Annotated in this window: 15 protein-coding genes; 5 read left to right on the forward strand and 10 right to left on the reverse strand. The window is 61.2% G+C overall.

The genetic code is table 11. From position 1 onward, the window contains the following. Positions 1-2 precede the first annotated feature (2 nt). From ACSV9I_RS13075 to sdhC, 5 genes are all read right to left on the reverse strand, one after another. Positions 3-521, reverse strand: a complete 519-nt coding sequence (locus tag ACSV9I_RS13075; protein ID WP_054157897.1) for a protease inhibitor Inh/omp19 family protein — start codon at positions 519-521, stop codon at positions 3-5. 182 nt (positions 522-703) lie between these two features. Continuing rightward, positions 704-1,483: a succinate dehydrogenase iron-sulfur subunit gene (locus ACSV9I_RS13080; protein WP_054157898.1), complete on the reverse strand. Its 780-nt coding sequence runs from the start codon at positions 1,481-1,483 to the stop codon at positions 704-706. 17 nt (positions 1,484-1,500) lie between these two features. Then, the gene (sdhA, locus tag ACSV9I_RS13085) at positions 1,501-3,345 is read right to left on the reverse strand and encodes a succinate dehydrogenase flavoprotein subunit (protein ID WP_054157899.1); all 1,845 of its coding nucleotides are present in this window, start codon (positions 3,343-3,345) and stop codon (positions 1,501-1,503) included. A gap of 6 nt (positions 3,346-3,351) precedes the next feature. Then, complete coding sequence (gene sdhD, locus ACSV9I_RS13090) at positions 3,352-3,732, reverse strand: succinate dehydrogenase, hydrophobic membrane anchor protein (protein ID WP_438329219.1); 381 nt, start codon at positions 3,730-3,732, stop codon at positions 3,352-3,354. 11 nt (positions 3,733-3,743) lie between these two features. Next, on the reverse strand, positions 3,744-4,139 hold the full coding sequence (gene sdhC, locus ACSV9I_RS13095; RefSeq protein WP_054157901.1) for a succinate dehydrogenase, cytochrome b556 subunit: 396 nt from the start codon (positions 4,137-4,139) through the stop codon (positions 3,744-3,746). A gap of 285 nt (positions 4,140-4,424) precedes the next feature. Between sdhC and ACSV9I_RS13100 the strand changes: the two genes are divergently transcribed. After that, complete coding sequence (locus ACSV9I_RS13100) at positions 4,425-4,790, forward strand: hypothetical protein (RefSeq protein ID WP_438329220.1); 366 nt, start codon at positions 4,425-4,427, stop codon at positions 4,788-4,790. On the opposite strand, the gene ACSV9I_RS13105 is transcribed toward ACSV9I_RS13100, so the two are convergent. From ACSV9I_RS13105 to tsaD, 5 genes are read right to left on the reverse strand one after another with little or no spacing between them, the layout of a single operon-like run. Beyond that, entirely contained in the window at positions 4,771-5,430 is a 660-nt protein-coding gene (locus tag ACSV9I_RS13105; RefSeq protein WP_054157903.1) for a class I SAM-dependent methyltransferase, read from the reverse strand. The two genes, ACSV9I_RS13100 and ACSV9I_RS13105, sit on opposite strands and share 20 nt — an antisense overlap. A gap of 4 nt (positions 5,431-5,434) precedes the next feature. Continuing rightward, positions 5,435-5,866: an EVE domain-containing protein gene (locus ACSV9I_RS13110; RefSeq protein WP_054157904.1), complete on the reverse strand. Its 432-nt coding sequence runs from the start codon at positions 5,864-5,866 to the stop codon at positions 5,435-5,437. Positions 5,867-5,871: 5 nt separating this feature from the next. Continuing rightward, complete coding sequence (locus ACSV9I_RS13115; RefSeq protein ID WP_054157905.1) at positions 5,872-6,165, reverse strand: YciI-like protein; 294 nt, start codon at positions 6,163-6,165, stop codon at positions 5,872-5,874. A gap of 20 nt (positions 6,166-6,185) precedes the next feature. Then, complete coding sequence (locus ACSV9I_RS13120) at positions 6,186-7,175, reverse strand: NAD(P)H-dependent glycerol-3-phosphate dehydrogenase (protein ID WP_438329221.1); 990 nt, start codon at positions 7,173-7,175, stop codon at positions 6,186-6,188. Further along, positions 7,172-8,266 (reverse strand): tRNA (adenosine(37)-N6)-threonylcarbamoyltransferase complex transferase subunit TsaD, encoded by a 1,095-nt coding sequence (tsaD, locus tag ACSV9I_RS13125; protein ID WP_438329222.1) that lies wholly within the window; start codon positions 8,264-8,266, stop codon positions 7,172-7,174. The genes ACSV9I_RS13120 and tsaD overlap by 4 nt, the downstream gene beginning before the upstream one ends. Positions 8,267-8,339: 73 nt before the next feature. Here tsaD and hemC point away from each other — a divergent pair, with 73 nt between their 5' ends. The 4 genes from hemC (at position 8,340) to ACSV9I_RS13145 (ending at position 13,045) form a co-directional block, all read left to right on the forward strand. Next, entirely contained in the window at positions 8,340-9,269 is a 930-nt protein-coding gene (gene hemC / locus ACSV9I_RS13130; protein ID WP_438329223.1) for a hydroxymethylbilane synthase, read from the forward strand. A 3-nt stretch (positions 9,270-9,272) separates the two neighbouring features. Then, entirely contained in the window at positions 9,273-10,007 is a 735-nt protein-coding gene (locus tag ACSV9I_RS13135; RefSeq protein WP_438329224.1) for a uroporphyrinogen-III synthase, read from the forward strand. Between the two features lie 73 nt (positions 10,008-10,080). After that, positions 10,081-11,403 carry a COG4223 family protein gene (locus ACSV9I_RS13140; protein ID WP_438329225.1) on the forward strand — a complete coding sequence of 441 codons (1,323 nt, stop codon included), beginning with the start codon at positions 10,081-10,083 and terminating at the stop codon, positions 11,401-11,403. 13 nt (positions 11,404-11,416) lie between these two features. Continuing rightward, complete coding sequence (locus tag ACSV9I_RS13145; protein ID WP_438329226.1) at positions 11,417-13,045, forward strand: heme biosynthesis protein HemY; 1,629 nt, start codon at positions 11,417-11,419, stop codon at positions 13,043-13,045. The last annotated feature ends 6 nt before the right edge of the window (positions 13,046-13,051 follow it).

Here is a 13,051-nt window from a genome sequence, read left to right on the forward strand (position 1 = left end):
GATCAGCGGCTCAGGCTGAGAGACTGGCCGGAACCGGTGCTGCCGTCGAAGCGAGCATCCGCGGTCTTGTAGACGCTACCAATCGCATTGCCATTGGGATCCTTGAACACGACCTGGCGGCCGGAAACCTCCCAGGAACGCATGGTGCTGAGTTCGCCGGTGCAGCCACGGGTACCACCACGGGCACCGCTTCCGAGATCGGTGAGCGTAAGGAACATGTCGCAGCTGGAGCCGGCGGCCTGGACACGCCAGTTACCAACCATGGAAGCCTTCGTGACATCCATTGCTGTGGCTGGCGCGACGGAAGGATTGACGGCAGCCGTATTCGTCGGCGCCGTCGGGAATTGTGAGGCAGTGCCACCCGGAGGAGGTAGCTGGCCGGACTGAACCTGCGGCACCGGCTGCGCCTGCAGCGGCGGCAATGAACTGTTGGCAGAATTGATATTGCTATAGCTGGTGCGCTGGCAACCGGCGAGAGCCAGCAGGATCGCGACCCCCGTCACAGCGTGATTGAATTTCATCTTAATACTCCCGCTCTCGCGACACTTGCCGCAACATGCCGTATAACTCGGTTAGAAATATGTTACCGCGATGTGGTTAATCAAGTTCCCCATGGCGAGGGAAGGACATTCCTGCCCTTCAGATACGAAGAAAGGCCGCCCGGAGAGGTTCCGCGCGGCCTTCGATAGAGTGAAAACACGGCTCAAGCGCGGCGCTCGACCATCATCTTCTTGATTTCGGCGATTGCCTTAGCCGGATTGAGACCCTTCGGGCAGGCCTGCGCACAGTTCATGATCGTGTGGCAACGATAAAGCCGGAAAGGATCCTCGAGATTGTCGAGACGTTCACCGGTCGCTTCATCTCTGGAATCGATCAGCCAGCGATAGGCCTGCAGCAGAACAGCCGGACCGAGATAACGGTCGCCGTTCCACCAGTAGCTCGGACAGGAGGTCGAGCAGCAGGCGCACAGGATGCACTCGTAAAGACCATCAAGCTTCTGACGGTCCTCATGGCTCTGCTTCCATTCCTTGGCAGGCGGAGGAGAGACCGTTTTGAGCCAGGGCTCGATCGAACGATGCTGCGCATAGAAGTTATTGAGGTCCGGCACGAGGTCCTTGACCACCGGCAGATGCGGCAGAGGATAGACCTTCACCGTGCCGTTCACCTCATCCATGCCCTTGGTGCAGGCCAGCGTATTGGTGCCGTCAATGTTCATCGCGCAGGAACCGCAAATGCCTTCGCGGCAGGAACGGCGCAGCGTCAGCGTCGGGTCGATATTGTTCTTGATATACAGGAGACCATCAAGAACCATCGGACCGCAGTCATCAACATCGATGTAGAAGGTATCGATGCGCGGATTTTCCCCGTCATCGGGGCTCCAGCGATAAACTCGGTATTCCCGAACATTCTTGGCACCGGCCGGCTTCGGCCAGACCTTGCCCTCGGTCATCTGAGAGTTTTTGGGAAGAGCAAGTTCAACCATGTCCAATACCTCTCAAATCAATAAACACGTGCCTTTGGCGCGATCTTGTAGGGATCGATGCCTTCGGCAATGAGTTCCGTGTGGACCGGACGGTAGTCGAGCTTCACATCGCCAGCTTCGTTCACCCAGGCAAGCGTATGCTTGCGCCAGTTCACGTCGTCGCGTCCGGCGAATGGACCATCGACATAATCCTCGCGGGCATGCGAACCGCGGCTTTCCTTGCGTGCTTCGGCGCCATACACCGTGGTAATGGCGTTAGCCATGAGGTTGTGCAGTTCCAGCGTTTCGACGAGGTCTGAATTCCAGATCATCGAGCGGTCGGTGACCTTGATGTCCGGCAGTTCCTTCCAGATTGCCGACAGACGGCGGCAACCGCTCTCAAGCGATTCCTGGGTGCGGAACACGGCTGCATCATCCTGCATGGCGCGTTGCATCTTGTCGCGCAGAACGGCCGTCGGCGTCTGGCCCGATGCGTGGCGCGTATTATCGAAGCGATCCATGATCTTGTCGCAGGCGGCGATGTTCAGCGCCGGAATCGGCGATGTACGGTCAATGACTTCGGCAGCGCGAATAGCGGCTGCACGGCCGAAGACCACGAGGTCGATCAGCGAATTCGAGCCGAGACGGTTTGCACCATGAACCGAGGCACAGCCAGCTTCGCCGACGGCCATCAGGCCCGGGATCACCCGTTCCGGATTGTTCGAATCGGCGTTCAGCACTTCACCCCAATAGTTCGTGGGAATGCCGCCCATATTGTAATGAACGGTTGGCAGAACCGGGATCGGCTCGCGGGTTACGTCGACACCGGCGAAGATCTTCGCCGATTCAGAGATGCCGGGCAGGCGCTCGTGCAGAACGGCCGGGTCAAGATGGTCGAGATGCAGGAAGATGTGGTCCTTGTTCTTGCCGACGCCGCGGCCTTCACGGATTTCCATCGTCATGCAGCGCGAGACCACGTCACGCGAGGCAAGATCCTTGGCGGACGGCGCATAGCGCTCCATGAAGCGCTCGCCTTCGGAGTTGACGAGGTAGCCGCCTTCCCCGCGTGCACCTTCCGTGATCAGGCAGCCAGCGCCATAGATACCGGTCGGGTGGAACTGAACGAATTCCATGTCCTGAAGCGGCAGGCCGGCACGCGCAACCATGCCGCCACCGTCACCGGTGCAGGTGTGTGCGGACGTGGCCGAGAAGTAAGCGCGACCATAACCGCCGGTCGCCAGAACCACCATCTTCGCCGAGAAGCGATGGATGGTGCCGTCGTCGAGGTTCCAGGCGACGACCCCGGTGCAGCGGCTGCCATCCTCCGACATGATGAGGTCGAGCGCGAAATACTCGATGAAGAATTCCGCATTGTTGCGCAACGACTGGCCATAGAGCGTATGCAGGATGGCGTGACCAGTACGGTCCGCGGCAGCACAGGTGCGCTGCACCGGCGGGCCTTCGCCGTAGTTCTGCATGTGACCGCCGAACGGCCGCTGGTAGATCTTGCCTTCCTCGTTTCGCGAGAAAGGAACGCCGTAATGCTCGAGCTCATAAACCGCCTTCGGCGCTTCCATGGCGAGATACTGCATGGCGTCGACGTCGCCGAGCCAGTCGGAACCCTTGACGGTGTCATAGAGGTGCCACTGCCAGCAATCGGGCGTCATGTTGTTCAGCGAAGCCGCAATACCGCCCTGAGCCGCGACTGTGTGCGAACGAGTCGGGAATACCTTGGTGATGCAGGCCGTCTTGAAGCCCTGTTCGGCCATACCGAGCGTCGCGCGAAGCCCGGCGCCACCGGCGCCAACGACGACGACGTCGTAGGAATGGTCAACATAGGTGTAGGCCTTGCCGGTCTGGGCGAAGTTATGAATGGTTGCCATGTTGAATTACCCTACGAATGCAATCTTCAAGATGGCGAAAAGACAGAGGCCACCCATCAGGATTGCGAAGAAAGTGTTGAGCATCAGGAGCAGCAGCTTCGGGATCTCGGCGTGGATGTAGTCCTCGATCACGACCTGCATACCGAGCTTCATGTGGATCAGGCCGGAGACCACGACCAGCCCCATGACAACGGCGACGAAGGGGTGCGACAATGCGCCCACTACTTCGGCATAGGGCGCGCCGTTGTGCATGACGAGGAAGCCGACAAAAAAGATCATCAGCGGAATGTTCGATACGGCGGTCAGACGCTGACGCCAGAAATGCTCGGTGCCTTCCTTGGCCGAGCCGAGACCGCGGACCTTGCCGAGCGGAGTGCGCATATCCATGGAATGATGCCTCAGGTGCGAATGATGTAGGCGATGATCCAGACGACGATCGTCAGGACAACGGACGCGATGATGTTGGCCTTGGCAAGCTTCGTCGAGAAGTGCTTGTCGAAGCCATAGCCGACATCCCACATCAAGTGGCGCAGGCCGCCGAGCATGTGGTGGATGAGCGCCCAGGTGTAACCCAACAGGATCAGGCGGCCGATGATCGTGCCCATGAACCAGTTGACCCACTCAAAATATTCGGCCCCCGTCGAGGCGGCGATGAGCCACCAGGCAACAAGGATTGTGCCGAAGTAGAGAGCCCCACCGGTAATGCGGTGCAGGATCGACATGACCATGGTCGGAATAGGCTTGTAGATTTGCAGGTGCGGCGACAGGGGCCGGCTTTTCGTCACATTCGCCATCTAAACCTCGCGGCGTCTCGATGCGGTCCGGATTTCGGACATTGGGGTCACAATGCGCCCAGTGATTTTAGGTGCATTGCATCAGGGCGACGTTTAATCCTCTGCCCCCCGGACGACAAGCACATTCGCTAGACGATTTCAATTTAATCGATTTGCGTGAATAGAACTTTAGCCTCACCTCAAACCAATGCCGCTGATACGAAAAAACGAAGCCAGCGGATGACTTTAGCGATCATCTTCGGCATTATGCGTTAACGATTTGTTAACCATGCCGGAGAAGGACCGATGATCCTGTCACGCGTTGAAGTCGCTGCCCTCGTCTCGCTCACCATACTTGCCATGGCATCCCCTGCCATTTCCAAGGACGGGAACCGACATTCCGGTCGCGGTCACCAGCCACGCCAAGAGCAATCAATTGTCGGCACCGGAGGTCTCCCATCGGTCGTTCCCGGCATCGGCACCTTTGTCGGCAGCATCTCCGCCGTTCGCATCAAGGGGAACGGCGTTTTCATCGCCGTCGATCGCGGCTCACGCCCAACCGTTGCCGCCTATCGCGCTCCAAAAGCACGGATCATTGAAGTCGCGGCCGAGAATACGGATGACGCCTGCAGTCTGGAAGCGGGTGTCTGCGTCATCCGGCTGAAGAACTGACGAAACGCCAGACGGTCGTCTTCTTCACTTCACTGTCCTCAAGCACTCGGGTCACCGGCACCTCGTAACTGGCGAGTGCCTCCAGGCGCTCCGTCGGGCGATAGCTGCGACCGGGATCGCCGACCAGGACCGTGCAGCCCTTATTGGCAACGGTTTCGAACCACGCAACCAATGCCCGCGCGAAATCGCTGTCGTAGAAGACATCGCCAGCCAGGATCACGTCTACATCGACAGATTGGCCGATCAGGTCATCATCGGTGAAATCGACCGAGACGTCGTTCAAAATGCAATTCAAACGGACGGCCGTGCGCGCCCAGGGATCGATGTCGGCTGCCAGTACCTCACCCGCCCCCGCCATCGCCGCAGCAATGGCCACAAGGCCGGAACCGCTGGCGAAATCCAGCACCTTTTTTCCGCGAACGATTTCCGGATGATCAATCACGTAACGGGCAAGCCCCTGACCGCCCGCCCAGGCGAAGGCCCAGAAAGGCGGCGGCAGGCCAATGGCTTCCAGATCCTCTTCCGTCTTCTGCCATAGGTCATGCACCTCGCTGGCAAGATGCAAACGGATCTCCGGCACATGCGGCGGCGGCAGCACGCTGGTATTGTCCAGGATGAAGCGTTCCGGATCCGTTTTCACGCGATCAAACGGGAGGGTTGTCGAGTCCGCCCATGCGGCAGACTTCGAAATATTCCTCGTCCGTCACTGGCTGCACCGAAAGGCGCATGGACGTGACGAGCGCCATCTCGGCAAGCTTGGGATTGGCCTTCACCGCCTTCAGGCTGACGGGCTTCGGCATGTCGCAGACGGCGCGAATGTCGACGCAGTCCCAACGGGCATCACCCTCGGCAGTCGAATCGGGATGCGACAAGGCGCAAACCTCGACGATACCGACGACCTCGAGACCCTCGTTGGAGTGATAGAAGAACCCCTTGTCGCCGATTTTCATCGCCCGCATGTTGTTGCGCGCGAGATAATTGCGAACGCCAGTCCATTCCTCGCCAACGTCCCCCTTGGCCTTCTGCATCTCCCACGACCATTTGAAGGGCTCGGATTTGTAGAGCCAGAATGCCATTGCGCTTAAGCCTCCGGATTGTTGAAGACCCAGTTATAGGGCTTGATCTCGACAGTCTCGAAAAGGCCGACCTGGGCATAGGGATCCTGGGCCGCAAGCGCCTTTGCGCCGTCCAGATCGTCGGCAGCAATGAGCAGCATCGAGCCACAAGGCTTTCCGTCCGCATCGAGAAACGGCCCTGCGATCTTCAGCTTGCCCTCGGCATTGAGCCCGTTCAGCCACTCGACATGCGGCGGTCGCGTTTCCATGCGCAGGTTGAGGTGTCCGGGCTTGTCGGCGCAGATGACGGCAAACAGCATGATCGTCTCCTTGAAGAATTCTATTCGGTGGTGATCGGGCGTGACATGAGTTGGGCAATCGCGGTCGGAATGTCCAGTCGCCCCTCGATAATCGCGGCAACCGCCTGCGTGATCGGCATTTCGATCTGGAGCCCTTCGGCCAGGCGGGCGGCAACAGCCGCCGCGAAGGCACCTTCGACGAGGGCCCCACCTTGTGCCGACACGGCATCCCCTCGTCCCAGAGCAACCCCGAAACGGAGATTGCGCGACTGGTGGCTTGTCGCCGTCAGCACGAGATCGCCGAGACCGGAAAGACCTCGGACGGTATCCCCTCGCCCGCCCATAGCGTCGACCAGACGGGACATTTCTGCAAGGCCGCGGGCAATCAGAGCAGCCCGCGCCGAATCCCCGAGACCCATGCCTTCCACAATACCGCAAGCAATGGCGAGCACATTCTTGAGCGCTCCGCCGAGCTGCACTCCGATCCGGTCATCTGAAGCATAGAGACGAAAAGTCTGACCTGAGATTGCCTTTGCCAGATGCTCGGCCATGGCGAGATCTTGTGCCGCAATCGCCATGGCTGTGGGCAGACCTTTGGCGATGTCGGCAGCGAAGCCCGGACCCGAGAGCATCGCCACCGGGTGATCCGGCAACGAGGCTTCGAGCACATCGGTTAAAAGCCGGGAACTCTGCTTTTCAATACCCTTGGCGCAGATGACGACAGGAACACCCGACTGGAGATGGGGACCATAAGTCTCGGCAGCAGAAACCTGAGCCTGAGACGGCATCGCGAAGAGAACGATATCGGCACTGGCGACATCCTGCGCCCTCGCCGAAAACGAAAGTCCTTCTGGCAGACGGATTCCCGGCAGCGCCGCTTCATGGGCCTGGCTCGCGGCGATGTCGGCCATCACGGAAGGGTCCCTGCCGATCAGAAGCGCCTTTGCCTTGCCCGTCTGGGCGATGACGGCGGCGAGCGCCGTGCCGAAGGCGCCAGCGCCGATGACCGCAATTCTCTGGACTTTACTCATGCCTTGGCGCCCCGTTTGCCATAAGCAAGCAAGGCCTTGGCCTCCGAATCGAGCGGCCAGCGCGAACGCGGCGCAACCGTCAGTTCGTCCGCAGGCAGTCCCAGCGCCATGCGCTCAAGCCCCGCCCACGCGATCATCACGGCATTGTCGGTGCACAGATGATGCGGCGGCGCAACGAATCGGAAGCGATGTGCCGAGCAGAGTTCATCAAGCGTGCTGCGCACCTGCTTATTGGCAGCCACACCGCCGGCGACGATCAGGGCAGGCTCCGCAATCTCTGGATAGGTCTCGCGAAAGCGCTGCAGGCCGCGACCAATTCGATCCTTCAAGGTCCGCGAGATCGCATGCTGGAAGGAGGCGCAAATGTCGGCAATATCCTGCTCGGTCACGGGCGCAATGCTCTCGGCCGCTTGCCGCACAGCCGTCTTCAAGCCCGAAAACGAGAAATCGAGCCGGGCTTCGCCAACCAGTGGTCGGGGAAACACAAAACGCTTGGGATTGCCGATGGCGGCAGCCCGTTCAACTGCCGGCCCACCCGGATAGGGAAGCCCAAGCAGCTTCGCCGTCTTGTCGAAGGCCTCGCCCAGCGCATCATCGATCGTTGTGCCCCAGCGCTCGTAATCACCAACGCCCTTGACCAGAACAAGCTGGGTATGGCCACCGGAGACTAGCAACATCAGATAGGGGAACGCGACACCATCAGTCAGTCGCGCTGTCAGCGCATGGCCTTCCAGATGATTGATGGCAAAAAGAGGCTTTCCGGTCGCCCGAGCGATAGCCTTCCCGGTCATCAGACCAACCAACAACCCGCCGATCAGTCCCGGACCCGATGTGGCAGCAATCGCGTCGACCTCGGCAAGCGTGATCCCCGCGCGCTGCAGCGCTTCTTCAATCAGGGTGTCCAGAGCGTCCACATGCGCACGGGCGGCAATCTCGGGAACGACACCGCCATAGGCGCTGTGCTCATCGAGCTGGCTCAGCACAACATCCGCCTCTGTCACACCCGAGCCGTCGGCAAGCCGCGTCACCACGGCGGCCGCCGTCTCGTCACAGCTGGTTTCGATACCCAGAATCCGCAGTTTGGCTGTCATGGAATCCGTTCATTGATTGCGATGACCGGAAAACCGGTCTACGAAATCCGTCGGTAACAACGGACAAGTTCGGATGCAAACAAAACCTTTCCGCATCGGCACGCGGGGCAGCCCCCTCGCCCTCGCTCAGGCCGCCGAGACCCGCGCCCGGCTGATGATCGCGCATGACCTGCCAGAAGACATGTTTGAGATCGTTGTCTTGTCGACGAAGGGTGACCGTATCACCGATCGGGCGCTGTCGGAGATCGGCGGCAAGGGCCTCTTCACCCAGGAACTGGAAGACCAACTCGTCTCGGGCGAACTGGATTTTGCCGTGCATTCCTCGAAGGACATGCCGACGAAGCTTCCGGATGGCCTGTTCCTTTCCGCATTCCTGCCGCGCGAAGACGTGCGAGATGCCGTTGTCGGACGGACAGCGCCGACACTGGCGGAACTGCCGATTGCAGCGACGGTCGGCTCCTCGTCTCTTCGACGCCAGGCCCTCATTCGCAGACTGCGCCCGGACGTCAATGTCATTACCTTCCGTGGCCTTGTCGACACGCGACTGCGCAAGCTGGCAGACGGCGAGGTCGATGCGACGCTTCTCGCCTTTGCCGGCCTGAAGCGACTAGGCAAGTCCGAAGTGCCCACACAGCTCCTCGATCCGACCGAGTTTCCCCCGGCCCCGGCACAGGGTGCGATCTGCATTGAAAGCCGTATCGGAGACAGCCGCGTCAATGACCTGCTCGAAGCAATCAACCACCGCCCCACCTTCGATGCCGTAACCTGTGAGCGCGCGTTCCTTGGCGCACTCGACGGCTCCTGCCGCACACCGATTGCAGGTTATGCAACGGTTGAAGGGACGTCGATCCGCTTCTCGGGCATGATCCTGACGCCGGATGGCAGCCGCTGGCATGAAGTCTCCGTCGAGGGTCAGACGGCCGGAGCCTCGGCCCTCGGCGCATCCGCCGGCGAGACCATCCGCGCCAAGGCCGGCAGCGACTTCTTCGACAGCTGGAGCTGAAGGATGCGCGTTGTCGTGACGCGCCCGCAGCCGGCAGCGGACAGAACCGCCGCCGAACTTGAGCGCCGGGGACACGCCCCGGTGCTTCTGCCACTGATGACGGCCGAGCACGATCTGGAGGGACTGTCGCACCCTCTTTCTGCATCGACGGTGGCCGTCGTCGTCACCAGTGCCGAGGCTTTGCGGGCACTGGCCAGACTGCCCCCCGAGATCCGCCGCGACTATCTCTCCATACCCCTCTATGCCGTCGGCCAGGCCACCGCTGAGGCAGCGCGCCGGCTAGGGTTTGCGCGCGTGATCGCAGGTGAGGGAGACGGTAAAGCGCTTGCACAACGATTGCTGTCTGAGGTCCCCTCCAACCAGGGAGCCTTGATCACCTACTTGGCGGGAGACCCGCGAACACCCGACCTGGAAGAGACCCTTCAGTCCGCCGGGCGGCCACTCACAATCCGGCAATGTTACCGCATGATCTCGATCGAACCGGATCGCGAAGCCATTGCAGCGCTGGCCGCTCAGCCGCCCGACGTAGTCCTCCTCTATTCGTCCGAAACCGTCCGCAGATTTCTGAAGGTCGCGGAGATCACGCGATCGTCAGTCGACTGGTCACAGGCACGCTTCATTTGCCTTAGCGCCAAGATCGCATCGCTTTTGCCCGAGCCCTATGGCCCGCGCGCCACATGGCCGGAAGAGCCCCGCGAAGATTTGCTCATTGATCTGTTGACGAGCATGGAACGCTAAATGGATCTTCACCCTTTCCTTCCTAGGAGTGACTGACTACGTTTGTCTGTGTCCAGGAAAGAATGAGGTTGCCATGGTGTCCGGAAAGCCCCCGCGTCGATCGAAATCCACGGATGAACCTGTCATCATCGACCTGAAGGCCGAAGACTCATCGATTGCCCCGGCGGGTGAGTCGGCGTCGGCAAGTGTCGCAGCCGGAGACGAGATCGTCTCCCCGGGAAGCGCAGATGTGACCGCTGCAGAAACTGGCGGCGTGACCTCGGACATCCCTCCCGTTGAAGAATCCACAGCGACCTCCAACGAGGCCGAGCAAGCTGCATCAAGCGACGCCGCTATGGACGCCAGATCGGAACCACCTGCGTCTGAGACCGATGATGTAAAACGGGGGCATTACGCCGAGGCCCAACCTTCCGCGGCACCCGTGCGGCCCGCTCCCGCCACCTCGACGCTGATCGCATCCGGCATTCTCGGCGGCCTTGTCGCCTTGGCCCTGGCCGGCAGCATGCAATATGCCGGTGTTCTGCCGTCTGCTGGACCCGACACAGACACGCCGGTACAGTCGTACGCATCGGCAGAGGATCTGGAGGCGCTGAAGTCGGAAGTGGCCAGACTTGCAGCCTCGTCAGCGACGCCTGCGGCAGCGGCTGCCGATCCCGCCCTTGCCGAACGCTTGTCGGCGCTGGAAACCGCCGTCGCTTCGGGTATCAATCAACAGATAGCCGCAGTCGACACCGCAGCACTTGACGAACTGCGCGCGCAATTGGGCGCTGCCAACCAGGCGATTGCCGCACTCAAGGGCGAGGTCGATACCAATCGCCAGGCCTTGACTGACAGCAGCACGCGCCTTGCTGACGCAGAACGCCGACTGGACGAGCCGCGCAACGATGTCGAGATGGCGCGCGCCATAGCACTTGCCGGCTTGAAGACCGCAATCGATCGCGGCGGCCCCTTCCTGTCGGAGCTGGATGCGCTGAAAAGCGTCTCTCCGGACGACCCGGCAGTGACGGCACTCTCTGCCACGGCAACCGCAGGCCTTTCGTCTCGCGCAGATCTCGCCCGCGAATTCCCTGACGTGGCGGACAACATCCTTGCCGCAGTCAACGCTCCGGCAGAGGGCGAAGGCTGGAGCGATCGGCTGCTGTCGAGCGCCCGATCGCTCGTCAAGGTGCGCCCGATCGGCAATGTCGAGGGTGACACACCGGACGCCATCGTCGCACGCATCGAGAACAAGCTGGAAAATGGCGACCTGAAGGGTGCGCATCTTGAATGGCAGGCACTGCCGGAGGTGGCAAAGGCCGCTTCGCAGGACTTCGCCGAAAAGCTCGATAGACGCATCAAGGCGGAACAGGTCGTCAGCGAGGCTCTCGCCCGGACTGTTGCCGGAAACGAGGGTTGATCGGATGCGGACGATGCTTAAGGTACTGTTCTTCTTCGCCCTGATCCTCGGTATCGGCTATGGTTTCTCCTGGGTGGCGGATCGGCCCGGCGATATCTGGCTGGAATGGCAGGGGCAACGCTACCAGACCGACCTGATCGTGGCCGTGACTGCACTGGTCGCCGTGATCGTGGCCGTGATGCTTCTCTGGTGGCTCCTGCGAACCATCTGGACCTCGCCGCATTCGATGCGCCGCTTCTTTCGGGCTCGCAAGCGAGACCGTGGCTACCAGGCGCTGTCCACGGGACTGATCGCGGCCGGCGCTGGCAATGCCGTGCTCGCCCGCCGGATGAGCGCCCGTGCTCGTGGTCTCATCCGCGCCGATCAGGAACCGTTGATCATGGTGCTCGACGCCCAGGCCGCGCTGATTGAAGGCCGGTATGATGAGGCACGCCAGCTTTTCCAAAGAATGGCAGACGACCCGGAAACCCGGGAACTTGGCCTTCGCGGCCTCTTTGTCGAAGCAACACGCCTCGGCGCCCATGAAGCCGCACGCCAATATGCCGAAACAGCTGCAGAGCACGCTCCTTACCTGCCCTGGGCTGCCAAGGCGACACTCGAATATCGCTGCCGCGCTGGTCACTGGGATGATGCCGTGCGCCTGCTCGATCAGCAGCGCATTGCCAATGTCCTGGACCGTCACGAAGCCGATCGCCTGAAGGCAGTCCTCTTGACTGCGAAGGCCGAGGACCAGCTGGAGGCCGAGCCGACTGGCGCGCGCGACAGCGCGTTGAAGGCCTTGAAGTTGGCCAAGGACCTGGTGCCTGCCGCAATCGTGGCCGCCAAGGCTTACCAGCGGGAGGACAATCTGAGGAAGGCCGCCAATGTTCTGGAGCAGGTCTGGCGGCAGGAACCGCACCCCGAAGTGGCTCAGGCCTATCTGCGGCTCCGAAGCGGTGACAGCGCCGTCGACCGTTTGAAGAAGGCAGACAAGCTCGAAGCCCTGAAGCCCAACAACTACTACTCGCTGTTGGCCGTCGCCGAGGCCGCATTGGATGCAGGTGAATTCGGCAGGGCGCGCGCCAAGGCCGAGGCAGCAGCGCGCATGGCCTCACGCGAACGCGTTTATCTCCTGCTCGCCGATATCGAGGAAGCCGAGACTGGTGATCAAGGACGCATTCGCCATTGGATGGGTCAGGCCCTCAAGGCACCCCGCGATGAATCCTGGGTTGCGGATGGTTACGTCTCCGAACGCTGGCTGCCGATGTCGCCGGTCACCGGCCGCCTCGACGCCTTCACCTGGAAAATGCCGGTCAACCAGTTGGAGGGACCGGTGGAGGACGGCAGCCCGTCCGACGGTGAAAAGGCGCTCGCCGCCCTACCTCCTGTGGCCAAAGTAACGGTGGCCGAACCGGAGCAGATGAAAGACGCCGAGGCTTTCACACCTGAGACCCCAGCGCCCATGGTCATCGAGCAGCCGAAGCACCCGGAAACCAAACCGGTGACCGTGGCGCCTCCTGCGCCCAAACCCACTACTGCGCCGGAGGCAACGAAAACAGAGACCATCATCGAACCCTTCTTCGGCCGCCCGCCGGATGATCCGGGCGTGAAGGATCCCGCGCGATCGGACACCGAGCCCAAGACCCGCCTCAAGCTTTTCTGACGGATA

Source organism: Rhizobium sp. G187, from assembly GCF_051549525.1.
Classification (GTDB): Bacteria; Pseudomonadota; Alphaproteobacteria; order Rhizobiales; family Rhizobiaceae; genus Allorhizobium.